The sequence below is a fragment of the Reichenbachiella sp. genome (assembly GCF_965223055.1).
Lineage (GTDB): Bacteria > Bacteroidota > Bacteroidia > Cytophagales > Cyclobacteriaceae > Reichenbachiella.
This window is the reverse complement of sequence record NZ_CBDCVM010000010.1, coordinates 334,324-358,739: the sequence shown is the minus strand read 5'-3', so window position 1 is coordinate 358,739 and position 24,416 is coordinate 334,324. Positions and strand designations below refer to the sequence as shown.

The 24,416-nt window shown below is 38.3% G+C and carries 25 protein-coding genes; 6 read left to right on the top strand and 19 right to left on the bottom strand.

Translation table 11 applies throughout. The features are described from left to right. Positions 1–503: 503 nt before the first annotated feature. From ACOQO5_RS09435 to ACOQO5_RS09410, 6 genes are all read right to left on the bottom strand, one after another. Positions 504–1,832, bottom strand: coding sequence for an efflux RND transporter periplasmic adaptor subunit (locus ACOQO5_RS09435; RefSeq protein ID WP_420581445.1), 1,329 nt, complete (start codon positions 1,830–1,832; stop codon positions 504–506). Between the two features lie 4 nt (positions 1,833–1,836). After that, entirely contained in the window at positions 1,837–3,285 is a 1,449-nt protein-coding gene (locus tag ACOQO5_RS09430; protein ID WP_420581444.1) for a TolC family protein, read from the bottom strand. Positions 3,286–3,291: 6 nt separating this feature from the next. After that, positions 3,292–4,017: an L-serine ammonia-lyase, iron-sulfur-dependent subunit beta gene (sdaAB, locus tag ACOQO5_RS09425; RefSeq protein ID WP_420581443.1), complete on the bottom strand. Its 726-nt coding sequence runs from the start codon at positions 4,015–4,017 to the stop codon at positions 3,292–3,294. Positions 4,018–4,135: 118 nt separating this feature from the next. Further along, a complete protein-coding gene (locus ACOQO5_RS09420; protein ID WP_420581442.1) occupies positions 4,136–4,930 on the bottom strand; it encodes a thymidylate synthase in 795 nt (264 codons plus the stop codon). A gap of 141 nt (positions 4,931–5,071) precedes the next feature. Beyond that, positions 5,072–6,064, bottom strand: a complete 993-nt coding sequence (locus tag ACOQO5_RS09415; protein WP_420581441.1) for an SMP-30/gluconolactonase/LRE family protein — start codon at positions 6,062–6,064, stop codon at positions 5,072–5,074. An 87-nt stretch (positions 6,065–6,151) separates the two neighbouring features. Beyond that, positions 6,152–6,352, bottom strand: a complete 201-nt coding sequence (locus ACOQO5_RS09410) for a hypothetical protein (RefSeq protein ID WP_420581440.1) — start codon at positions 6,350–6,352, stop codon at positions 6,152–6,154. A gap of 76 nt (positions 6,353–6,428) precedes the next feature. On the opposite strand from ACOQO5_RS09410, the gene ACOQO5_RS09405 reads away from it, so the two are divergent. Together ACOQO5_RS09405 and ACOQO5_RS09400 are read left to right on the top strand one after the other, a co-directional pair. Beyond that, positions 6,429–7,244, top strand: a complete 816-nt coding sequence (locus ACOQO5_RS09405) for a hypothetical protein (RefSeq protein WP_420581439.1) — start codon at positions 6,429–6,431, stop codon at positions 7,242–7,244. Further along, positions 7,241–9,313 (top strand): hypothetical protein, encoded by a 2,073-nt coding sequence (locus ACOQO5_RS09400; protein ID WP_420581438.1) that lies wholly within the window; start codon positions 7,241–7,243, stop codon positions 9,311–9,313. Before ACOQO5_RS09405 ends, ACOQO5_RS09400 begins: the two co-directional genes overlap by 4 nt. A gap of 51 nt (positions 9,314–9,364) precedes the next feature. Here the strand turns inward: ACOQO5_RS09400 and ACOQO5_RS09395 are convergent, their stop codons facing one another. Further along, positions 9,365–9,598 carry a hypothetical protein gene (locus ACOQO5_RS09395; RefSeq protein WP_420581437.1) on the bottom strand — a complete coding sequence of 78 codons (234 nt, stop codon included), beginning with the start codon at positions 9,596–9,598 and terminating at the stop codon, positions 9,365–9,367. 214 nt (positions 9,599–9,812) lie between these two features. Between ACOQO5_RS09395 and ACOQO5_RS09390 the strand changes: the two genes are divergently transcribed. Continuing rightward, on the top strand, positions 9,813–10,199 hold the full coding sequence (locus ACOQO5_RS09390; RefSeq protein ID WP_420581436.1) for a hypothetical protein: 387 nt from the start codon (positions 9,813–9,815) through the stop codon (positions 10,197–10,199). A gap of 3 nt (positions 10,200–10,202) precedes the next feature. On the opposite strand, the gene ACOQO5_RS09385 is transcribed toward ACOQO5_RS09390, so the two are convergent. The 5 genes from ACOQO5_RS09385 to ACOQO5_RS09365 all read right to left on the bottom strand — a co-directional run bounded on the left by ACOQO5_RS09385 (position 10,203) and on the right by ACOQO5_RS09365 (position 14,633). Next, positions 10,203–11,516 carry a hypothetical protein gene (locus ACOQO5_RS09385; RefSeq protein WP_420581435.1) on the bottom strand — a complete coding sequence of 438 codons (1,314 nt, stop codon included), beginning with the start codon at positions 11,514–11,516 and terminating at the stop codon, positions 10,203–10,205. Between the two features lie 65 nt (positions 11,517–11,581). Further along, entirely contained in the window at positions 11,582–11,743 is a 162-nt protein-coding gene (locus ACOQO5_RS09380; RefSeq protein ID WP_420581434.1) for a hypothetical protein, read from the bottom strand. Positions 11,744–11,919: 176 nt separating this feature from the next. Continuing rightward, on the bottom strand, positions 11,920–12,390 hold the full coding sequence (locus ACOQO5_RS09375; protein ID WP_420581433.1) for a DUF1987 domain-containing protein: 471 nt from the start codon (positions 12,388–12,390) through the stop codon (positions 11,920–11,922). A 153-nt stretch (positions 12,391–12,543) separates the two neighbouring features. Then, a complete protein-coding gene (locus tag ACOQO5_RS09370) occupies positions 12,544–13,194 on the bottom strand; it encodes a response regulator (protein ID WP_420581432.1) in 651 nt (216 codons plus the stop codon). A 2-nt stretch (positions 13,195–13,196) separates the two neighbouring features. Then, positions 13,197–14,633: a histidine kinase gene (locus tag ACOQO5_RS09365; RefSeq protein WP_420581431.1), complete on the bottom strand. Its 1,437-nt coding sequence runs from the start codon at positions 14,631–14,633 to the stop codon at positions 13,197–13,199. 265 nt (positions 14,634–14,898) lie between these two features. Here ACOQO5_RS09365 and hrpB point away from each other — a divergent pair, with 265 nt between their 5' ends. The 3 genes from hrpB to ACOQO5_RS09350 all read left to right on the top strand — a co-directional run bounded on the left by hrpB (position 14,899) and on the right by ACOQO5_RS09350 (position 18,767). After that, positions 14,899–17,397: an ATP-dependent helicase HrpB gene (gene hrpB / locus ACOQO5_RS09360; RefSeq protein WP_420581430.1), complete on the top strand. Its 2,499-nt coding sequence runs from the start codon at positions 14,899–14,901 to the stop codon at positions 17,395–17,397. 69 nt (positions 17,398–17,466) lie between these two features. Further along, the gene (locus ACOQO5_RS09355) at positions 17,467–17,901 is read left to right on the top strand and encodes a transposase (protein ID WP_420579690.1); all 435 of its coding nucleotides are present in this window, start codon (positions 17,467–17,469) and stop codon (positions 17,899–17,901) included. 23 nt (positions 17,902–17,924) lie between these two features. Beyond that, positions 17,925–18,767 (top strand): IS3 family transposase, encoded by an 843-nt coding sequence (locus ACOQO5_RS09350; RefSeq protein ID WP_420579689.1) that lies wholly within the window; start codon positions 17,925–17,927, stop codon positions 18,765–18,767. Between the two features lie 58 nt (positions 18,768–18,825). Here ACOQO5_RS09350 and moeB read toward each other — a convergent pair whose 3' ends face one another. The 7 genes from moeB to ACOQO5_RS09315 form a co-directional block, all read right to left on the bottom strand. Beyond that, positions 18,826–19,965 (bottom strand): molybdopterin-synthase adenylyltransferase MoeB, encoded by a 1,140-nt coding sequence (moeB, locus tag ACOQO5_RS09345; protein WP_420581429.1) that lies wholly within the window; start codon positions 19,963–19,965, stop codon positions 18,826–18,828. Between the two features lie 10 nt (positions 19,966–19,975). After that, positions 19,976–20,254 (bottom strand): MoaD/ThiS family protein, encoded by a 279-nt coding sequence (locus ACOQO5_RS09340; protein ID WP_420581428.1) that lies wholly within the window; start codon positions 20,252–20,254, stop codon positions 19,976–19,978. 4 nt (positions 20,255–20,258) lie between these two features. Then, positions 20,259–20,687 (bottom strand): M67 family metallopeptidase, encoded by a 429-nt coding sequence (locus ACOQO5_RS09335; RefSeq protein ID WP_420581427.1) that lies wholly within the window; start codon positions 20,685–20,687, stop codon positions 20,259–20,261. A 1-nt stretch (position 20,688) separates the two neighbouring features. Continuing rightward, the gene (locus tag ACOQO5_RS09330) at positions 20,689–21,618 is read right to left on the bottom strand and encodes a PLP-dependent cysteine synthase family protein (protein ID WP_420581426.1); all 930 of its coding nucleotides are present in this window, start codon (positions 21,616–21,618) and stop codon (positions 20,689–20,691) included. Positions 21,619–21,936: 318 nt separating this feature from the next. Further along, entirely contained in the window at positions 21,937–23,130 is a 1,194-nt protein-coding gene (gene lhgO / locus ACOQO5_RS09325; RefSeq protein WP_420581425.1) for an L-2-hydroxyglutarate oxidase, read from the bottom strand. A gap of 47 nt (positions 23,131–23,177) precedes the next feature. Continuing rightward, positions 23,178–23,573 carry a peptide-methionine (R)-S-oxide reductase MsrB gene (gene msrB / locus ACOQO5_RS09320; protein ID WP_420581424.1) on the bottom strand — a complete coding sequence of 132 codons (396 nt, stop codon included), beginning with the start codon at positions 23,571–23,573 and terminating at the stop codon, positions 23,178–23,180. 2 nt (positions 23,574–23,575) lie between these two features. Beyond that, a complete protein-coding gene (locus ACOQO5_RS09315) occupies positions 23,576–24,409 on the bottom strand; it encodes a hypothetical protein (protein WP_420581423.1) in 834 nt (277 codons plus the stop codon). Between the last annotated feature and the right edge of the window lie 7 nt (positions 24,410–24,416).

Genomic DNA, 24,416 nt, shown 5'->3' with positions numbered 1-24,416 from the left:
TTAAATTTCTTTTCAATTAGCTGAAGTCACTAATTGAAAAAAGTCATTTCAATCCAATTTGTCTATTTATTAAATAAACAAGTATCGACCTACAATAAACCTTAGCTCATAGCAATACTCCACAGATTTGGAAATCGTGCTACTATTACAATTGATTGGGTTAAAACTAGTTAGGTAGGAAATGAAAGTTAGAATATTTAATTGATTACAACAAGCAGATCAATTTAAGAAAAAACTTGGTGCAAGTTTAATTCTCATTAATGTGTCAAAAAAAGCACATAAAATTTTTATTACGAATACTTTGCGGAAGTTCGAGATGCTTTTTTTCATATAATAATTCTAATTTTTCTACACTCAAAAAAAAGAACTGTTAACCATATATATACATGAATTTGATTAAAAAAGAGTCTTGTAGACCCTTTGTAGATCAGTAAGAATTGTTGTTCTGCTATCATGGTTGAATCGCCAATCTAAGATGACATAATCAAGATCTATAACGGAAATTATTCCTCTCTCTTCTTGTCTTTCTTTTCTTCAGCCTTCACCAAATCCCCCTCTTCGAGCTTCTTAGAAACAGCTAAATATGGTCCCACTATCACCTGATCTGACTCAGAAACACCTTCAACGATTTCTATATTGTCAAAGTCGCTGATACCCGTCTTTACTTCCCTCAATTCAGCCTTGCCTTCTACATTTACAAAAACCACCTCTTTTAGCTCTTCCTCACGACCTCTTTTCTTAGACTCTTCTTCTTCATTCTCATTTTTTGGAATTCGAGTGGTTACAGCTCCTAATGGTACAGATAGTATGTCTTGTTTGGTATTGGTAACTATATCCACACTTGCTGTCATCCCAGGTCGAAAAGGCACCTTATTATTAGCCACCAAGTCTTTGTATGAACTGTTTAGTATTCTGATTTTCACTTCAAATTCCGTAACCGCATCTGCTGAAGCTTTTGCATTAGCTGTATTAGCTATGGCTGTGACCCGTCCTTTAAACTTCTTATCCAAAAAAGAATAGGCATCCACATCAATCTCCACTTCATTACCTACAGATACTCTTACGATATCATTTTCATTTACGTCCACGCGCACTTCCATATTTCCTAAATCGGCAATACGCATCATCTCTGTTCCTGCCATTTGGGAAGTCCCTACTACTCGCTCACCTTTCTCCACATCTAATTTAGAAACAATGCCTGCCATAGGCGCTGTAATAGTAGTAAACATCAGATTTTCATTGGCTTCTTTAACTGATGCCTTTGCACTTTGCACCACGTATTTGGCCGCTTCAACATTCTTTTCACCCGACTTTAAATCTTGCTCGGCAATTTTGAAATTTGCTTCTGCCAATTCCATATCTGCATTTGAAATAGCTTTCGAATTATGCAATTGTTTCTGGCGTTTGTACTCTAATTCAGATCTTTTAAATGAGGCTTTTGCAGAAGCTAATCGTGCTTCAGCATCCGCGAGGTTAGCTTTTTGCTGGTTCAAAGAAGCTCGTGTACGATCTAAAGCAGATTTTAGATTGTCTGGTTTTAATCGAACTAGTACATCACCAATTTTTACTGAATCACCTTCTTCCACATTGAGTTCAATAATCTCGGCAGAAACTTCTGGACTTAATTTGACTTCTACAATGGGTTGGATCATGCCTGAAGCACTGACTTTCTCAGTGATATCAACTTTCTTTACTTCTCCAAAAACCACTACAGTCCTTTCGCGTTCACCTATCCATCCCTTCTTTTTTCCTACTACAAGGAATACTATCAGCACTAATGCTCCACCGATCAATCCATAGATCAGGTTGTTATTGTTTTTTTTCTTCGCCATGAGTTTAGAAACTAATTGGTTTGCCTAAATAGAAATCCAGCACTTTTTGTTTGAAAATAAAATCGAATTTTGACCTAACGAGATCGGACTTTGCCATAAACAAATTATTGGTAGACACTTGATAATCGACAAAATTCACAGCTCCCAGGTTGAACTGATTCTCTGTCACCCGGAAGGCTTCTTCTAATGCTTCTACTTGTTTTTGATTCGCCGTGTGCGTTTTAGAAGCGGCCATCATGTCATTATAAGCAGTTTCAATATCTTGACGGAGTTGATTACGAACCTCTTGCGAAGTTACCTCTGCCCTTTGTTTACTCAACATGGACCGTTGTACGTCGGCCCGAGTTCTGAATTTATTAAAAACAGGAATACTCAAATTGAAAGCAATATTTTTACTAATGTTTTCTTTAAATTGTTCTCTTAAGGGAAAGTCAGGTAGGGTTTCAACTACGTTAGGTAGATTCACATCTGATACTACAGTTTCTCTTGATGAAGCCACATACCCTATCGGAACAGTAGAAGGAATAGTACCATCATAAATTTCACGTTCTCGATCAGCGAAGCTTGAATAATTTGTATTAAACCCTGCAGAAACGGTGAAGATTGGAGAATAAGCCCCTTTAGAAATTTTATAATTTAAATCAGCTTCTTCTATCCTCAATTGGGCACCCTTGATTTCAGGTCTGATAGCCTCTGCCGCTTTATATATCTCATCCGGCGTCATAAGATAAGTTTCATTCAGCGTCAATTCCAGCTCGGGAATCTCAATTTCAAAACGATCACCAGCAGGAATCAGAAGAGCCTGCTTCAAGTTCAATATGGCCAAATTATAGCTATTCTCTGCGTTAATCACGTTCACCTCATTGCTCGCTGATTCCGCTTGTAAGTCAAGCAAATTTGTTACTGGCAATGCTCCTGCATCTACAAGCTTTTTTGTTCTTTCCAGTTGCTGATTGGTACTGTTCAGTTGGTACTCAGCATTAGCCAATAGCTCTTGATTGAAAATTACATTGAGATAAAGTGTGGCAACATTTAGACCTACATCGTTTTTAGCTTTTTCTAAATCTGCATAGGAAGCCGCATAACTCACATTTGACTGTTTGATGCTATTATGGATCTGCATACCATTGAATACCGTCAAATTACTCCTTCCATTGATATTAGATGAATTGAGCTGTTCTGTTACGAAATTATTAGTAGTTGGGTCAATCGTTCGCCCCCAGTTGATGCCATAGTTTGCACCCATATTAAAGTCAGGCAAGCGTTCCAATTTGGACTGATTTTTTGTGACTTCACTCACCTTCAAATCCAGCTGGCTGCGCTGAATAGTGAGGTTCTTTTCAAAAGCAATATCAATACACTCTTCTAAAGAGTATTTGTTGTCCTGAGCTGTTGAATTGCTTATAGTTAAGCAAAACAAGCCGCTCAGTATCAAGCTAGTCAGGTTTCTCATTTATTCTTACTTATCAATGTCAGGAATATAGATGACATTTTTAATCCATTTTAGATTTCTTAAATACTCCAATGTAATATCATTGAGGCCAGAATCCATTTCAAGAATCTGGCAGGCCAAATCATTTTTACCCTTGCGGGACACTGTCATAGTAGCAATGTTGCAATCATCGTGAGCAATCACACTAGTAATAAAAGTGATACTTCCCGGGCGATCATCGGCTTCGATTATAATAGTGTGTAAATTGGCAGTGAATCCCGCCGCAAATCCATTTACTTCTACGATTTTCACCACTCCACCACCTCTACTTTCACCTACCATCGTGACTGTTTTACTACCTTTTTTGAGTTTCAACTCGATGGTATTTGGATGTCTTGTGGAAGCATTTCCTACTGATTTGAAATTGTATTTCAGTCCAGAATTTTTCGCTTCGTCAAATGAAGTTTTAATTCGTTTGTCGTCAGTTTTGAAATCTAGTAGTCCTGCTATCATGGCTTTATCACTTCCATGCCCCTCATAGGTACGAGCAAATGAGTTATAGAAAATTATTTCTGCTTCCTCGGGGATTCCACCAAGGAGTCTAACACCCACTCTGGCAATCCTCACTACGCCTGCGGTATGTGAGCTTGAGGGGCCGATCATCACAGGACCAATCATATCGAATACGCTACTTTTTTCCACTTGATTTTGGGTTGCATCACCTGACACATACTTATTATCACAATCACTCATTAGACCGAGTCAATAGGATAATCGTTACATCAGGTGATTAGTTGTATGAATGAATTATTTATTACAGCAAGTTAAAATTTATGTGCTGAATAATTGAAAAAGCTCGAATATTGAATAATTAGACCGCTACGGCTCCTTTGATATGCGGGTGCGGATCATAATTTTCTAATGTAAAATCTTCATATTTAAATCCGAAGATATCCTTGACATTCGGATTAATTTTCATTCGCGGCAACGACCTACACTCTCGGCTCAACTGTAATTCAGTTTGCTCCATGTGGTTAGAATACAAATGAGCATCCCCAAGTGTATGAACAAAATCCCCTGGTTCCAAATCACATACTTGAGCTACCATCATGGTCAACAAAGCATAGGAAGCAATATTGAAAGGAACCCCTAAGAACACATCAGCACTTCTCTGGTACAACTGGCAACTTAGCTTACCATCTGCTACATAAAACTGAAAGAACGCATGACATGGTGGTAAGGCCATGTTTTGTACTTCAGCTACATTCCATGCATTGACAATCAATCTTCTGGAATTAGGGTTGTTCTTAATGTCGTGAATGAGCTGACTGATTTGATCAATCGTTTCTCCGCTCTGCGTCGGCCAACTTCTCCATTGTACACCATAGACAGGACCCAATTCTCCATTTTCATCCGCCCATTCATCCCAAATGGATACCCCATTGTCCTTGAGATATTTGATGTTACTATCTCCTTTCAAAAACCACAACAACTCATGTATGATCGACCTCAAGTGCAGTTTTTTTGTGGTAACTACAGGAAATCCTTCGGACAGATCAAAACGCATTTGGTGACCAAACACACTTTTTGTTCCTGTTCCTGTACGGTCTCCTTTCTGAACACCCTCGTCCAGAATTCTTTGCATGAGTTCGTGATATTGCTTCATGAGTGGCTATAAAATTATGGATTAAACTTGAAGCGATAAAGGTAATTGATCGACTCGAATTGCACGAATTTACTTTACTACTTCTACACAAAAAAGGCCCACTCGAAGAGCAGGCCTTTCACTTAGCATACAATTATATTTTTATTGAACGGCTACTGGTGTTTTATAAAATACACTTTTGACGCCCTTCACACCAGGCACAGCCACAAATAGGCTACCTGCCAATGGATATGATTCCAACTCTTCGTCACTCATATCTACACGAGCTGAAGTGATGACTAACGAGTCCAACTCCTCACCCACAAAGGCGCACGAAGTAATGTTATGCGCGGGAACATTTATTTTCCCAATTAATTTTCCAGTATCAGGATCCCATCTACCCACCATGTTACCATTCCACAATGCAATCCAAAGCATATCCTCTGAATCGATCGCCATTCCATCAGGATAACCTATACCTCCTATCTCAACAACTACACGACCATTAGAAATCTTGCCAGTAGAGACCTCGTAATCATATGCCTTTACATGCTCATTCGGCGTATCTATATAGTACATGGTTTTTTGATCCTTAGACCAAACAATTCCGTTGGATATAGTGATGCTATCTAATTGTTTTTTTACCTCACCTTGATCCAGACTATATAATGAAGCACGGTTGGCTTTTTGTTCTAATCCCATCGATCCGACCCATAATCTTCCAGCAGGGTCACATTTACCATCATTAAATCGAATATTTGTTATTGTATCTAGCGGATTTACAATCAATTTCTTTGTCTTGGACTCAAGATCATAAGTAAACAATCCGTTTTGCAAAGCCACTACTGCTTGTCCCAAATCATTAGGTACGATTGTTCCAATTCTTTCTCCTACATCATAAGATTGTTGGGCTTTTGTTTTTATATCTGTTGTGAAAAACTGTTTGCCTTCAATATCTATATGCCAAAATTCTTTAGTCTCGTGATTATAGATAGCTCCTTCACCCAACTGATTTTGCATTTCTGAATACAGTGTAGCCTCCCATTCTATCATTAGATTGTCTTGAGGTGTATTCTTTCCTGATTCACTCTTTGCCTGACATGCTACCAATGCGCACCCCAATCCGAAAATGCCTAAGGCATTTAATATGTTCATTAGTTCTGATTTTGATTTCTAAAGCTAAATTGACTATTCTTCGCTTTATACAAGATGGGCATTTGTCACAAATGAGCTAGTCAAAGATTACTTTTCCCAAATACTGAAGTCCTTTCCCCGTCCTCTTCCTATCAATTCGGACATCAGGTAAAATTCTAATGTATTTAAGTCCTTTAGTACAAACTCATCATTTGGTTTGATTTCCACCACGGTAAACTCAAACTTTTCACCATAATTGGTCAATACATAATTCTTGTTGGTTCGGATATTATCTAGGGCAATACTCATCAGTAAATTTCAGTGGCAATATTACAATTTTGTTAAATGCCATGAATTGAAAATAAGAATTATTAGTTTGCAACTCATGAAAAAATACTTCCTGACTGGACTTATATGGCTAACTGCTTTTGCATCTATTGAAGCTCAAAATGGGAACTATACAATGGGTGCCAGGTCTGCTGCTATTGGAGGCTCTTCCATTACGCTTGGAGATGAATGGGCGCTATTCAATAACATTGGTGGATTGGCGAATTTTCAAGAAAAATCCATATTTACATCTTTCAAAAATAAATACGGCATTTCTGAATTCACCAGTCTAGCACTAGGCGGAACCTACCCGGTCTTAGGAGGAACGGCGGGCTTAGGTATGTTTCGATTTGGTGATGAGCTTTACAATGAACAACGGCTCAACCTCGGTTTTAGTAATCAATTTGGAATTGTTTGTTTGGGGCTGAACATAAGCTACTACCAATTGAACATAGAAGGCGCAGGGAGCCGGAAAACCATGATGATTGATTTTGGCGGCAGAGCTCAGCTTACTGAACAATTATTTTTTGGTGCTCACGTCTCGAATCTCAATCAGGCCAAGCTCTCAACTGTAACTGACGAAAGAATTCCGACGATCATGAAAACAGGACTGAGCTATAGACCCAGCCAGGACCTAATGCTCAATGCGGATGTAGAAAAAGTAGTAGATCAGGATGCTGTATTAAGACTTGGTTTGGAATACAAAATACTAGACAACTTTAGTTTGAGGACTGGGTTCAATACCAAACCTTTTGAAAGCAGTTTCGGATTAGGGTTTTATCCAGGGAATTTGAAAGCTGACTATAGTTATAACAACAACCCTGATCTCGGTGGCATCCACGAGATTTCAATAGGCTATACATTCGGTGATTGAAAAAGCTCATCACTATAGCGCTCATATGTTGTGTTTTTTCGTTTAACTCATCCGCTCAGCAACACAACCGCAATGACATTGATATTCAGGAATTTATTGAAGACCTGTTTCAAGTTCCGGATGAAGACATCAACTATGATGATCTGTATGAGACTTTATACCAGTTGTATTCAAACCCAATCAATCTCAATGAAACCACTAAAAATGAATTGAATAGCCTTTTTCAGCTTAACATCACGCAGATCAACAATCTAATCGACTATTTAAACTCAAATGGTCCACTTCTCTCTATTTATGAACTTCAAGTAATCGACGGGTTCGACAGAACCACAATAAATAATCTTCTCCCTTTTGTCGAAGTCCGTTCACCTGGGGACCATTCTACTCGTGGGCATTTGCTCCAAAGAATCACTTCAGAAAAAAACAACTACCTCATTGTTCGTACAGAAAGGGTTTTGGAAGATCAGGAAGGCTATTTGAGGTCAGACTCGACCAGATACCTTGGTTCTCCATACAAAATCTATGGCAGGTTTCGATCAAGTCACTCTAAGGATTTTAGTGTAGGACTTACATTTGAGAAAGACCCGGGGGAACAAGTGATTTTTGATCACAAGGCTAAACAATATGGATTTGATTATTATTCCTACCACCTATTCTTATACAATAAAGGGGCTTTCAAAAGCATTGCTTTGGGTGATTATCAAATGCAGTTTGGTCAAGGGCTGATACTTGGATCAGGGTTTAATCCCGGAAAAGGCGCCGAAACCATTACGACAGTAAAACGAGGAAACTCAGGTTTGAGACCTTATACTTCAGCGCTCGAAACTAGTTTCATGCGCGGTGCCGCTTTTACCTATTCTATTAAAAACTTTGAAATCACTCCTTTCTATTCTAGACTTAAACAAGATGGAGTGATACGATCGAGAGACTACGAAGGGAATTATGAAGAATACATTACTAGCATTCAAGACATGGGAATGCATAGGACGTATAGTGAATTGGCCTCACGCAAAGGCATCCAAGAAGAGTCAGGAGGCATCAACATCACTTACAATGACCTTAAAAAGAACAACCTCCAATTGGGCGCCACTTTTATACATAATAGTTTCTCTGTTCCTATTCAAAAAACTCCGAACAACTATAATCAATTTGAATTCAAAGGGGACAGAAACTACAATGCCAGCCTTTTCGTCAACTATAATTGGCACAATTTTTTACTCTTTTCTGAAGTTGCCCGATCAAAATCTGGCGGAATGGCCATCGTAGGTGGACTTATGGGGAGCCTTTCCCCTATTGTTTCCATGAGCTTTTTGTATCGAAACTACGCCAAGGATTATCATTCTTTCTATGGCAACTCATTTGGTGAGGGATCTAGAAACATTAATGAAGAAGGATTGTATTGGGGAATCAAAGTAACACCGAGTAAACGAACGTCTTTTTCAGCCTACTATGATAGGTTTAAGTTTCCCTGGCTTAGATTCGGGGTCAACTCACCTTCACAAGGCTATGAATATCTCATACGAGCTGAATACAAACCAACAAGAAAAATCAAGCTTTATGCACAGCTCCGTGAACAAGCCAAAGAAGTATCAGTATCTACTGAAAACGGAAACTTGCATCTGCTTGAAAACGGGGTAAAGCGTAATTATGCAGCGAATTTAGATTTTACAGCAAATGAAATATTTACTCTAAAATCAAGGATACAATTCAGCACCTATGATTTATCTGGAAATCAGACCAAAGGCATGGCTGTCATTCAGGATTTCAACATTAAAATTAGCAGATTCACTATCAGCACACGATTTGCTTTGTTTGATACCGAAGATTATGAAAACCGTCAATATGTATTTGAAAAAGACCTTTTATATGTTTTCTCTATCCCAGCTTATGCCAATCAAGGGACTAGAAGTTATGTGATGCTACAGTATAAGCCGACTAGAAAAATGTCAATTTGGGTAAGGTATGGTAGGTATAACTATAGAAATGTTTCCAGTATTGGATCTGGGCTTAATGAAATAATGGGGCAAAATAGAAGTGATCTAAAACTACAAGTGAGATACAAATTTTGAACCCCCATCTATTAAAAGATGAGGGCTCAATTGCATATTTGATATCTCATATTATCCACACATTTCTCTTACTACTGACAATTCATTTCTATTCAACAATTCGCCTTTAGCATCAATCATCAACGCTAACAATTCAGAAGGTTTATCAATTGGAATTAATTCTTCTTCAGCATCAATTTGATTAAACCATTGCAGAACATTTCTTGTAGCTTCTTTTCTTTCATTTTCGATCATCAATGAGTCCTCGATTACCTTTAATGATACGTTTGGATTTTCAATTTTCATGACTTTTTTTATTTAATTATTCTGCCAAGGTAGGATCAATTCATGTCCCATACTATGTAGGAAAAACCTAATTTATCAAATTGGTAAAATACCTATTTGGGATTACTGGTAGAAAATTCGTACTCAGTTATTAGTTCAATATTTCACTTGAATAAGTTCTAAGTATATCTGGTTTTTTGGTAATTTCACTCTTCCAACTACAGCCTATGAGAAAATGAAAATCATCCATCGTATTTTAAAATTCATTCAGAATGAGTCTATTACCTCCGACCAATTAAACAATAGCATAGGTCTTGGAAAAGATTCACTTCAAATGGTTGAATCTGAGGATGGATCCGTTAGTACGGATGTTTTAGAGGAAATTTGTAAGCAATATCCGCAACTCAATCCTATATGGTTAGTCACAGGAAAAGGAGAAATGCTAATACAAGACTATCATGAAATTGGAAAGGCGATAGAGAATGTAGAGTCTCAAGATGGAATCTATAATGTAATAGCTGGAAAAGATATTGAAATTCAATTATTAAAAGAACACATTGAAGGTCTTAATGAACTAATAAAAGTTAAAAATCAATTGATAGATGAGTACAAAAATGCTTAAGAATCAGCTACGGATTTTTTGATCCATAGATCTTTTCATCTCCTCTTTTTCTTTCCTAAACATGTCCAGCAGGTAGACCATTTCGTTAGAATTTTTTATCAACGACAGTCCTTTTTCTGCGGATTTGTAGTGGTAAATTTTCCAAAGTCTGACGGAAAGTACTCCAGATACAAAAATGAAAGTCATTATAAATGCCATCAACCAAGAAGTCTTGGCATACTGCTCTTGTTCAACTTTTTGATTTAAATAATTCTGGTATTTCGTCAACAATGCAATTTTCTTATCTTCTCCCTTTAACCAAGATTTGGTTTGTATCATAGGCAAAGCCATTTCATTAATCAACATAGTGAAATAAAGCAGGCTGTCTGGTTGATCTAATTTTTCAAATGTCTTTTTGAGTGCTTGATTGGTGATCGCTAATTCATTCATCTCACCTTTTTCACTATTATAAGTTAAACTTCGTTTGAAACAAGCCCAAGCATTCTCGTATTCCCCACTTTCATTGTAGACTTTACCCAGATTATTATAGGTTACCCATAATTGTTCTTTGTTCACATTATAGTTTAACGCCAACTGTAAATTTCTCTCTGCTTTTTCAAATTCTTTAGATGCTAAAGCGATTTTTCCAATATTGTTATATGAAATCCACAAATACTTATTGGGATTATTTGTTAATTCGGATAGGCTAATAACTGTATTGTAATGTTCCAATGCCAGTTCTATATTCCCTGCATCATCTTGAAGTTTTGCTAATTCGACATAGTCACCGGCTAAAGCATCATTGTTCCTTAAATTGTCATTTATATCAATTGCCTCAAGCAATGCATCCATCCCTGCGTCAAATCTCTTTAACATTCTGAGACTCTTTCCTATTCCAAAATAGTAATATGCTTTATCTTGAATGGTCGCTGCATCTGAATATTCTAATGCTAGTTGGAAATAATTCAACCCTTGTTCATACAACTCATTTTCAAAAAATATCTGACCAATTTCATTATTTAACCTTGATATCATTCGGTCGTTTCCAATGGTTTCAGCTATTTCAATTGCATTCAAATAGTCAGAATAAGCGTTTTTCGAACTATCCTGCAGATAGTTAATAAAACCTCTTAAATACAAAGATTTAGCTAAAATCTCACTCTGCTCTCCCTGTTCGGAACTGTTAAATACAGCTTTCAAAACATCTCGAGCTCTATTATATTCACTTTCTCGATAAAGAGTAAGCGCTTCTTGATATTTCGATTCTTTATCAACTTCAACCGAGTCAATACAAGACGTAAATACAAGTAAAATAGTTAAATAATTAATTACCCTCATTTTGAGAAAGATATAAATAGGATAGGCAAGTTTAGAGGTTTAAATTCATTTTATTTTAAAAAAAATCAACCTGGTCCAGATGTTTGATGACCAGTGCTGCCATTTCCTACTTCTGTCTTTTCAGGAACAACGTTATCATAAATTTCATCTGCTTGAGCGTCAACACAAGATGACAATAAACTACTTGCAAAAATGACTGCTAATAATAAAGATCCTAATTTTTTCATAACTGTAATATTTGGTATAACTGATTAATTTGTATTTCTTATATCAGAACGAAACCATTCGGAAACAATTGAAATAGTGGTTGAAAAAATCGGGGCAAGTAGGTTAGAAATTAGGTTAGGTTGATTTACCTTCAATTTTCTCTTTCAATATTTCCTCATGGCTTCATCTCAACTTTTTAAATCTTATATTTTGATGGTGATGTCGGTACCAATTTTAATTCTAATTGAGTATAACTACTAAAGTTCTTACCTGACAACAACATATCTTCATCATCTATTTTATAGTACCAATTCACCGCAACTTCTACCCCATCCTCTTGATATTGCTTCAATTGTGTCATGAGCATATACAGATAACGTGCTGAACTAGTATTAAAATAATCCAGGCTTAGGTTTACGGTTAAGGATTTTCGCCCTTCAGCTATATAAAATGCTAATAACTTATCGACTTTGTTATAAAATTCACTTGGATTTTCCGGATGAGATGATCCTTTAATAAGTAAAGTACGATTCGCCATTTCAAGGGCTACAAAAGGTGTGTTAGCAGTCGCTTTGATTACATAATTCCTAAATCTTCTTTGATCTACATTAGTATTCAAATTTTCACTTCTCGGAATTGCAATTATACCATCCATAGCCTGACCCATCAACATTATATTATCTAATGATTATTTCATTCAAACAACAAATAACTTATTTGTTATAAGATCAAAAGTATGAATCAAAGCATTTGACAACAATAGGTACTGATACCCAAATTCCTTATAGGCAAATCTCTTAGATTGCTTGAGATAAACCCTCTACATTCGCTCTACACCGTGTTTTAAGGCGAATTTCGTAAGGCCTACAGCGTTTTTAACTCCAGTTTTTTGCAGCAGATTTCTTCGATGAGCGTCGACGGTGCGAATACTTATATGGAGTTCGTCAGCTATCTCATAATTAGATTTCTCTTCAACAATCAATTTGAGCACATCCAGTTCTCTAGCAGTCAGAAAGTCAATTGGATTATCCTTCATCTTCTCTTCTTTAGTTTTAGAAAACTCGGACATGATCACTTTTGTAATTTCTTTTCCGTGGTATGCCTCTCCTTTACTTATGGAGTCCAATGCCTCTAACAGTACTTTTCTGCCAGCATCTTTAGAAATATATCCATTGGCCCCAGCCTGTAGCATATTAAGAATATGTTGTTCATCCACATACATGCTCATGGCAAGTACTTTAGTGTTTACATTTTTTTCTTTTATTGCTTTTGTACACGCTACACCATCGAGATTTGGCATATTAATGTCAATGACAACAATATCAGCCGTATGATTGGCCAGATAATCAAGTGCCTCTATTCCATCGGAAGCTTCCGACACTACATCATAATTTTGTGACTCTGTAATTATGGCTTTTATACCATCTCTCATGATCTTATGATCATCTACTAATAGAATTTTAGTACTCATTGCTAGATTGATATTTCTATGGTTATGATTGATCCTTGGTTAGATTCGAAGTTAATTTTACCTCCCAGGTAGGCAACTCTATTCGTCATATTTTTCAAACCTAAACCAGCTCCACTTTTCACATCACTGATTTGTTTAAAACCTACCCCATCATCCTCTATGCTAATGTAAACATAATCAGGGTGCTTTATGACTTGAATAGTTGCGATTTTTGCCCTGGCATGTTTGAGAATATTATTGATTCCTTCTTGGCAAATCCTATATATGTTAGTTTCAAATTCCTCTTCAAAACGATCATCAATGTCATTGTGAAAAAAAGTAAATTTCACATCAGATGATCGATCCACTTGATTAATCATAGTTTCTAAAGCTGGAATCAAACCATAATCAACAAGAGCTGGAGGCATCAAGTCATGAGAAATTGCCCTACTTTCCTGTATGGCCCCTGCAACTAAATCAGAAACGCTTTTGATTTTATTTTCAAAATCCGGGCTCTTGTTCAATTCCAAAAGCGTATCTAATTCCAAACGCGCTACAGATAGTGTTTGACCAAGACTATCATGTATTTCTGAAGCAATCCTCTTTCTTTCTCCATCCTTGGCTTTTATCATTGCTCGAATCCTTAAGAGTTCGGCCATCTTCTCTTTGTGTACATTTTTAACTACACCTATAACTCTCTCAGGATTGCCAGCTGAAGTGGTATGAAGAACACCTTCCATTCTCAACCAATGATAGCCCTCATTTTTATTCTTAAACTGAAAATCAATAGTAAATTTTTCGTCTGGCTGCTTATTCATGATCAGGCGATCTTCCAAATTCACCCTATCCGATGGGTGTACTCGTTCCAAAAAGAATACAAGATCATTCCCCATTTCCTCTTTAGGGTAGCCAAATACTTTGTAAACAGCGCCAAACCAAGATATTCTCTCTCTTGAAATGGAATAGTCCCAGGTCACCTCATCCAATGACTCCAACACAGAAGCATTGAATTCACTAAGGTTTTGCTGCTCTTCAATCACCTTGCTTTTCTCTAATTCCACAGAAAGCCTCTGACCCACTACATTAATTAGAGAGTAGTTTTCTATTCTAAATTCATCTCTATTAGAAACAGGCAATATAATTAGAGCAATGACCTTCGAGTGACTATCTAAACAAGGAAAAATGTAATAACTAGACCCAGGGACAATTTCCACTAGTTTAGTTTCTTGAAAAATTTTCGACGAAATCAATGATGGCTCCAGCATATGTAAGACTTCATTCTTTAAGTCCTCATTTTGCATTATTACTTGATCTGTTTTTTTTACTTTTCCCTTATCCAAAAAGCGCTCTATGGTCAACCCAGACTCCCCTACCATGACAATAGCCGCACTCTTCACATGGAGTAAATCCGTGATTACCTTCAGTGTTTTGTCATATATTAGGTCGATACTAGCGCTCACTTTTCTTTATTTGACACAAAGAATCACCATGCGATAATACTTCAAGTAGCAGGAAAAACAGAAAGAATAAAATGGCAACAAGCTGGTCATCTGAGATTTAAAGGTTGATTTTATTATTGGAGCAGAAATTAGCAAAAACCAAAATACTTATTACTGGATATTTGGAATTTATTCAAACAATCTTGGATTCAACTTTTCAAAATATCTTACCAACTCTCTCCTTGATACTATAATTTCGCACCTGCTCACGTAATAGTTTTAGACTTTGTCATTTGATTATAGAAATTTAGACTTACCGATAGTTGAATCGGTTGAGGAAATTCGCAGTAATTTTTCAGACCAAAATACTCAAATAGTAAATGCACCTCCCGGTGCAGGAAAAAGCACATTATTACCTCTAACCTTTCTTAAACAAGAATGGCTCAAGGGGCAAAAAATACTGATGCTCGAACCCAGAAGATTGGCTGCTCGAACGGTGGCCACTCGAATGGCAGAGTTACTCGGCGAAAAGGTGGGACAAACGGTGGGTTATCGAATCAGGTTTGAAAACAAAGTCTCCGATCAAACGCAAATAGAAGTACTCACTGAAGGTATATTGACACGAATGATTCACAGCGACAATTCATTAGAGGGAGTTGGAGTAGTGATATTTGATGAATTTCACGAGCGCAGCATTCACGCCGACGTAGCACTAGCTTTATGCCGAGAAGCACAGCAGGTATTGAGACCAGATTTGAAAATTCTGATTATGTCGGCCACACTGGATATGCCAAAATTGAGTAGCATGTTACAGTGTCCTGTGGTGAAAAGTGAAGGACGGCAATACCCTGTGGAAATCAAGTACACAGGCGATACAGATGTGACTTTGCTTCCGGATTTGACCGCCAGAGTTATCACCCAAGCTGTAAAGGAAAATGAGGGAGACGTATTAGCTTTTTTCCCTGGACAAGGGGAAATCAGAAAATGCGAAGAAATATTAAGGAGAAGTTTAAAAGGATTTGCGATTCACCCTCTTTATGGTCAGTTGCCACATGGCAAACAATTGGCAGCCATCCTACCAGACAAAAATGGCAAACGAAAAGTGGTATTAGCTACTTCCATTGCCGAAACCAGTTTAACGATTGAAGGAATCAAGATCGTGGTTGACACAGGTTTTGGAAGAACTTCCAAGTTTGACTCGAAATCTGGATTATCACGGTTGCACACTATACAAATCTCAAAAGACTCGGCTGACCAACGCGCTGGCCGGGCTGGACGTTTAAGTGCTGGAGCATGTTATCGTATGTGGTCGAAAGCCACCCAAGACAGAATGGAACTACATGCCTCTCCAGAAATATTAGAAGTTGACCTTTCTTCTTTGGCACTGGACTTGGCCAAATGGGGCATACTCGATCCGAATCAGATGACTTGGCTCACCCCCCCTCCATCAGGCACCATGCAGCAAGCCCAAGCCTCTTTGCATGAATTGCATGCATTAAATAATGGCAGAATCACTCCACATGGAGAACGCATGCACGCTTTACCTTGTCATCCAAGAATTGCGCACATGCTCATTGAAGCCGAAGATCAAGAGCTACTTCCGCTGGCGACCGATATCGCTGCTCTGATAGAAGAACGAGATCCCCTTGGTCCAGAAGCCGGAATCGACATTAATGAACGAATCATTGTTTTACGCCGCCTAAGAAGTGAAAATCGACTCAGTAGAAAATTTAGTAGGATTGAAAAAATTGCGGATTCTTACCGTCGAATGTTTGAACTGGATGCAATAGACAATTCCCCAGTAGATGCCTATGAAACTGGACTTTTATTGGCGCAAGCCTATCCCGAACGGATTGCATTTGCACGGCCGGGCAATAATGCCCAATTCAAATTATCCAATGGCAAAATAGCCATGGCTGGTCATCGTGATGACTTAGCGCACGAATCCTGGTTGGCCATTGCACACATGGACGCTCGAGAAGGTATGGGCAAAATATTTATGGCTTCCCCTTTGAATCCAAAAGATCTGGCTCCCATGGTCAAAAGCATGGAAGTCATCAAGTGGGATACTAAAGACGGTGGGCTCATTGCCAATAAGGAGCTGCGAATTGGTAGTATTATTCTGCAATCTTTGCCACTTCCCGATCCAGACCTCGATAATCTGGAACAAGCTATTTGTGATGCCGTAAAGTCTGAAGGTCAGCACCTACTAAATTGGGACGATGATGTGAATCAATGGCAAAATAGGATCCTTAGTCTCAGGCGCTGGAACCCTCAACAAAATTGGCCTGATGTAAGTCAAGCGTACTTATTATCATCATGTGAAGACTGGCTAAAGCCTTACCTGAACAAGGTAAAAAAACCCGAAGATCTCAAAAAGATCAGTTTAAAAGAAGTGCTACATTACCACTTGCCTACTGAACAACAGGGTCAATTAGATCAATTGGCACCAGACAAAATAGAAGTACCTAGCGGGTCAAAAATAAAAATTCAATATTTCGCTGATGGTGCACCACCAGTATTGGCAGTTAGGCTTCAAGAGTTGTTTGGCTTGCTGGAGACCCCAAAAGTAAATGATGGTACCACGTCCCTCCTGATTCACTTATTATCACCAGGCTTTAAGCCCGTTCAAGTTACCTCTGACTTAAAGAGCTTTTGGTCCGACGCTTACTTTGAGGTAAAAAAAGAATTGAAAAGACGATACCCCAAACACGCCTGGCCGGAGGATCCATTGGTAGCTCAAGCGATACGAGGTGTGGATCGATCAAAAAAGAAAAAACCCTGACTATTGTCAGGGTTTTTTCTTTTTTGATATTGTCTCGTCCTGAAATAGCGTTACACAAAAAACGACGTCATGAACGAACTCACAGAGAACAAGTATGTTAAAAGAACACAGAAGGACTACAGCTACGCTTTTAAATTGTCAGTTGTGTCAGAAGTTGAAAGCGGAGAGTTAGGTATAAAAGCCGCCGCTCGCAAGTATGGTATTCAGTCACACTCTACAGTTACCAATTGGCTTCGGAAATACGGTAACTTTGATTGGGTCAATAAATCAACACTTCGGATGCCAAAATCTAAAGACCAAAAACTATACGAACTCGAACAGAAAGTACGGCTGTTGGAAAAACAGAAAAAAGAGCTTGAACAGCAGGTTGAAAACGCAGATAAGAAAGCTATTTTCTTTGATATGATGATCGACATAGCCGAAGAAGAATTCAAACTCCCTATCAGAAAAAAGTCTTTACCCCAACAGTTGATCGATTCAAGGTTGAACAAAAAGAAGGGGTAACCCAGATCTGTAGACTGTTGGGGATGAATAGGCAAATCTATTACCGCTCTATCAGAAGGAGTAAACAAAAGCAAGAAATAGCCACCAAGGTAGTAATCATGGTTGAAAAGGTGCGTATGAAAATGCCTCGTATCGGTACCAGAAAGTTGTATCATTTACTTTATGACCAACTTCAGCCGCTGGGAGTTGGAAGAGACAGGCTATTTGCTATTATGAAAGCAAATCACCTCCAAATAGCACCTAAGAGACAATATCATATTACTACTGACTCACATCATCGATTTAGAAAACATAAAAACCTTATTGATGGGCTTTCCATACAAAGGCCTGAGCAAGTATGGGTATCGGATATCACCTACATTGGAACACGGAAAAACCCGATGTATTTATCGCTGGTCACGGATGCTTATTCAAAGCGGATCATGGGCTATGATGTATCGAAAAGCCTAGATGCTTCAGGTGCAATATCAGCCCTTAATATGGCTATTGCCAATCGTATATATCCTGAGCGAATGTTGATCCATCACTCAGACAGAGGGTTGCAGTATTGTTGCGATGCTTATCAGCAGTTGCTTGATGAGGCAGCAATTACTTGTAGTATGACAGAAACCTATGATCCGTATCAAAATGCTATAGCCGAAAGGGTGAATGGGATATTGAAACATGAATTTATCTTAGGGATCACCACATCAGATGTAACACTAATGGACAAACTCATTGAGCAGAGTATTTATATTTACAATCATGATCGGCCTCATTGGAGCTGTTGGATGAATACACCAGCCCTTATGCACCAGCAAGATAAGGTCAAGATCAGAAACTATAGAAACAAAAATAGCATCGAGTTGAAACCCGATGCTATCTAATATTTTATCCTAAAATCTGTAACGCTTATTTAGGACTAGTCAATTTATCAGGTAATCCTTAATACTTCGCCATCTCAGGATCCAACTGATCTGCCCAGGCCAAAATACCACCTTTGAGGTTGAATAAGTTTTTAAATCCTAATTTCTCTAACTGAACAATAGCATCGGCACTACGCTTGCCACTGCGACAATGCACCACCACCTCTACATCCGATCTGATTTCATTCACATGATCTTCGATTTCAGTCAGCGGAATCAACTCTCCTTCGAGATTAGCTATATCATACTCGTACCCTTCTCGAACATCAATCAATTGAAAGTCTTTCTTTGTGGCTTTCCACTGACTCAATTCTTCAACGGAAATTTCCTTGACTTTCTTCGATTCTTCTTTTTCACCCAAACCACAGAAAATTTCATAGTCTATGAGTTCTGTAACTGCCGGTGTATTCTTATTCTTGTGAATTTTCATTGTCCTTGTTTCAAAAGTCAATGCATCAAACAAAAACAACCTACCCGCCAATGGATCACCTACTCCGCTAACTACCTTGAGAACTTCATTGGCCTGCAACGAACCGATGATTCCTGGAAGCACACCAATGACTCCCCCTTCGGCACAACTAGGCACCAAACCCGGAGGTGGTGGCGTTGGGAATAGATCTCGATAATGTGGACCATATTCGCCATCTGAACTCTTATAATTAAATACTGACACTTGTCCTTCAAATCTAAAGATAGAGGCATATACATTTACTTTGTCCAGGATCACACAAGCATCGTTTACCAAATATCTGGTTGGAAAATTGTCCGTTCCATCAGCCACCACATCGTAGTCCTTTACAATGTCCAGTGCGTTCTCAGAGGTAAGCATGGTATTGTGGACGGTGAAATTGACATGCGGATTTAACTTTTCTAATCTGGCTTTTGCTGCCTCAGATTTTGGTTTCCCTACGTCTTCCACGGTAAACAGCACCTGGCGTTGCAAGTTGCTATCATCCACCACATCGAAATCAAGGATGCCAATGTTGCCCACTCCAGCTGCTGTCAAATACAGCAACAATGGACTACCCAATCCTCCCGTACCTACAACAAGTACTTTAGCTTCTTTGAGCTTTCTCTGCCCTTCAATATTAAATTCGGGGATAATCAGATGACGACTATACCGCTCGAGTTCTTCTTTTGAGAAATTTACTTCTGCCATGGGTTTGGGTTTATTGAACTCCTCCTGCTATCGCTGGAATGATGCTAATTACTGAACTACCATCTACTTTAGTATTCTCATTTTCCAAAGCATTGATATCTTCATCTCCCACATAGATTCTGATGAACTGTCGAATTTTCCCATCTGCATCAAAAATATGTTTGTTCAAATCAGGAAACTGCTTAGCCAGATCTTCAACAGACTGCTGAACCGTAGATCCATTGGATTCCACAGAAGCCTGGTTGTTTGTAAATTTTCTTAAGGGTGTAGGTATAATAATATTTGCCATAATGCTATTTATTGCTCTTTAATAATTCTTCTTCAAATTTGTTTTCTTCATTCAGTTGCCAAGAAGTTGTCTTCTCAACTTTTGTTTCATTTACCGAGGCGATGATGTACGAAAAAAATGGTACCGCTTGCTTCAGATCGTGCTCCGAAGGAACAGCCGGATGCAAAGGATGAGAATGATATATCCCCAAAAGCTCCAGCTGATTCGCTAGCGCATATTGCTCAGCCTTCATATAATCCAAGGGGTTAACCTCAAACCTTCTGCGTTGATCCCCTTCTTTGCTATTTTCTAACGGTCCATACTCAGTTACTGTTTTGGTATTTCCTTCTGATTGACCGTAGAAAAAGCCTACACATTCATTTGGAAAATCTGACAAAGCATGTCGATGCATCTCTTCCAGTATTTCTGATGCTATTTGAATCTGATTCTTCATCTTAAAACAAAGACTTGATCACCTCACTGTATTTTTCTGCATTGTCCGGGAACAAGGTTACAATCACTCCTTCATCGATTTCTTCAGCCAATTGCAAAGCGCCTTTCAGATTGGCTGCTGCAGATGGACTGATCATAAGACCTTCCTTTTTTGCGGCTAATTTCAATGTCTCATAGGCATCGAAGGTATCTACATTCATGAAACGATCCGCCAATGAGGGGTCATAAATACCCGGCACTTTGGCCGTCTCCATGTCTTTCCACCCTTCGAGCCCGTGAAGCGCACCATCTGGTTGTAAAGCTATCGTTGTAATACCTTCGTTTACTTCTTTCAGTCTTTTGCTAATCCCGGTGAAAGACCCTGTAGTACCTAGTCCTGTCACAAAATGTGTTAAACTTCCATTGACCTTAGAAATAATTTCTTCACTTGTGGTGTCATAATGTGCCTTCCAGTTATTTTCATTTCCATATTGGTCCGCCAGGAAGTACTTGTCAGGTTCATTTTCATAAAGCTCCATGGCCTTTTCTTGTGCCTCATCAGTCGATCCGAACTTCGATGTGTATACGATAGATACCCCTAGCCCTTTGAGCAACATCTTACGTTCCCAAGAAGCATTTTCAGGTAAACAGATGGTCACAGGAATGCCCAACCTAGCACCAATTGTAGCGTAGGCAATTGCGGTGTTGCCGCTTGATGCATCCAAAAGTATTTTACCTTGACCCAAGTCACCATTTAATACCGCCTGTTTAATAATGTTATATGCAGGTCTCGCTTTTACACTTCCACCGAACTGCATCCATTCTAGTTTTGCTAAGATGCGAACTGATTTCTTGGGTGAGATATGTTGCAACTCATACAAAGGAGTGTTTCCAATGTGATTTCCTAGCGCTAATACACTTTCAACAATTTCTGTTTCTTGACTGATTACCATTGTAGATATTGAGGTTTTAAAACGAAAAAGGCCTTACTCGAATGGAGAAAGGCCCTTTTTATATTTTTTATCGTATGATATTTCTATAAATTATAAACTTTCCCATAAACACCAATTAGGTGCACAACAGCAACAACATGCCATCATCGCGTTTTGAATTGTGTTTATGGTACTTCTAGTTTTCAATGTCTTAATTTTGAATTCTTCAACGCAAGTTTCTTGGATTAGTTTATGAATTCATAATTTTTAATTGAAAAATTTAAGCAAGTGCTAATAATTTAACGTTTTAATAATCTAAACCCACAGTTATTAACAATTTCAGAACCTTTTGATCACTCGACTCGCTATCTCGTCGCCAATGGCTAATGAGGAAGTCGCGGCTGGTGATGGCGCATTACAAACATTGACAAAATGATCATTTTCCAAAATATGAAAATCATCTAACAACCCTCCAGATCGATCGCAAGCCTGAGCACGAACTCCTGCCCCTCCAATTTCTAAATCTGACTCTCGGATATCTGGAATAAGTTTCTGGAGTGCTTTCGTAAAAGCAGCTTTTGAAAATGACCGATACATTTCTCCAAATCCAGTTCTCCAATACTTCATCGCCACTTTTTGAAAACCAGGCCATGATAAGGTTTCTAAAAGTTCAGGAAGATTAATATCCGACTTTGAATATCCTTCACGTGCAAAAGCCAACACTGCATTTGGTCCAGCTTCTACACCTCCACTCATCATTCTCGTAAAATGGACACCTAAAAATGGGAAATTAGGATCGGGCACTGGATAAATCAGGTTTTTCACCAAGTGCTTACTTGATTCTTTCAGCTGATAATATTCACCTCTAAAAGGCACAATTTTCAAGTCAGGTTTCAGTGGTGTCATTTTGGACACCTTATCAGAATAAAGTCCAGCACAATTAACAATCAATTTTGCATGATACTCATTATTGGTAGTAACTACTTCACTAGACGAGCCTTGATGTTTGACATTATTAACTTTCTCTTTATAAAAGATTGTTACACCTAATTCAATAAGTTTTTCTTCCAGTTTTTTACAAACTTCCTTATAGTCAATGATTCCCGTTTGAGGCACATAAATTCCTTTAACCCCAGACACATACGGTTCATGTTCCTTGATTTCTTCAGGGGTTAGCCATTGCATATTGGTCAAACCATTTTGTTCTCCACGAGCAAAAAGAGTTTCCAAATATGGAATTTCGTGATCACCTGTCGCTACCACTACTTTCCCACACAAATCAAAATCTACACCTTCCTTTTTACAAAAGTCAAGCATTAACTCATACCCTTTGATACAGTTTGTTGCTTTGAGGCTACCAGGCTTATAATAGAGGCCAGAATGGATCACTCCACTATTATTTCCTGTCTGGTGGTGTGCCGGGCCAGATTCCTTTTCTAATATGGTGATGGTCAGGTTTGGAGATTGCTGCTTGATCTGCCAGGCAGTGGCTAGACCTACAATTCCTCCTCCGATTACAATGACGTCTTTCATAGTATTTCGCTAATGAATGGCGAAAATAGGCAATGAAAAATGAAATGCTAAATTGGTTCTTTCTTTTTGATGAAATTCAAAGCGCCAGAATTGATGCAATACCTTTGACCAGTCTCAGTAGGACCATCATTGAATACATGCCCCAAATGCCCATCACAATTAGAGCAGGTAATTTCTGTCCGCATCATACCATGAGATTTGTCAAAGGATTCTTTGACAACTGTTTTATCCATCGATTGATCAAAACTTGGCCAACCACAACCGGAGTCAAATTTTGCTCCTGATTCGAATAATTCTTGTTGACATCCAGCACACAAGTACTTCCCTTCCTCCTTATGGTCATTATACTTTCCAGTAAAGGGTCGCTCGGTTCCTTTTTGTCTTAGAATGAAGTACTCTTCTTCTGACAGTATTTCTTTCCACTCTTCTTCTGATTTATCCATATCTATAATTTGAAATATACGCCCACCTCATAGGCAGGGCTCGCAAATATCAGCTTAGCAGAATAAACAGCACCATAATTAAAAGTGGCACCAAAGCTCTTCGTAATGTTATAGGCTAACTCATAGGTGTAACCTAAGTATTCTGCATTATTTGAAAATATACTTGCACCATTTTCTACTGTAGAAGTTCCATTTTTCAAAGAATTCAACCACCGCAATTTGTATATCAAAATGAGTTTTTCTTTTATAACTGCACCCAACTCAGCATTGACACGAGTCTCATCAGAAAACCCATTGGTTCTATTGTTGAATTCCGCACCTAAGCTTACAAATACATTCACTTTCCCATAAGTTTTTGATGTACTGGCTGTCAATCCTAGGATTTGATTGAATTCTCCATCACCCGTTAGCAACGGAACAGTATTCATATCATTGGGATCAAAATCACTCTTTCCCAATGGAAGGCCTAGCCATAAATGCGCACTTAACACCACTGGTTTTCCTACGATAAGTCCATATTTCAATCCAATATCAGTATCACCAATGGAATTTATTGCTCGTCCTGGTATGATTACCTCTCCTGTAGTACCAGACACAACTTCATTATGAAAAGACCGACTAAAAAATGGGAAATAAATCTGAGCATTTAATCGATCAGTAATTCCATACTCTCCATAAAAACTAGTATTGAAAGTACCCATCGTTACATTTGGATCTGTTTCGCCAGTGTCTGTATAGTGCTTGTCAGCAATCACCCACCATTGCCCAATTTTAAAATACCCTTTTCCTTTGGCATGCACCCAACCTCCTCCTGCCATCAGTTGATTTGCAAACATTATCATC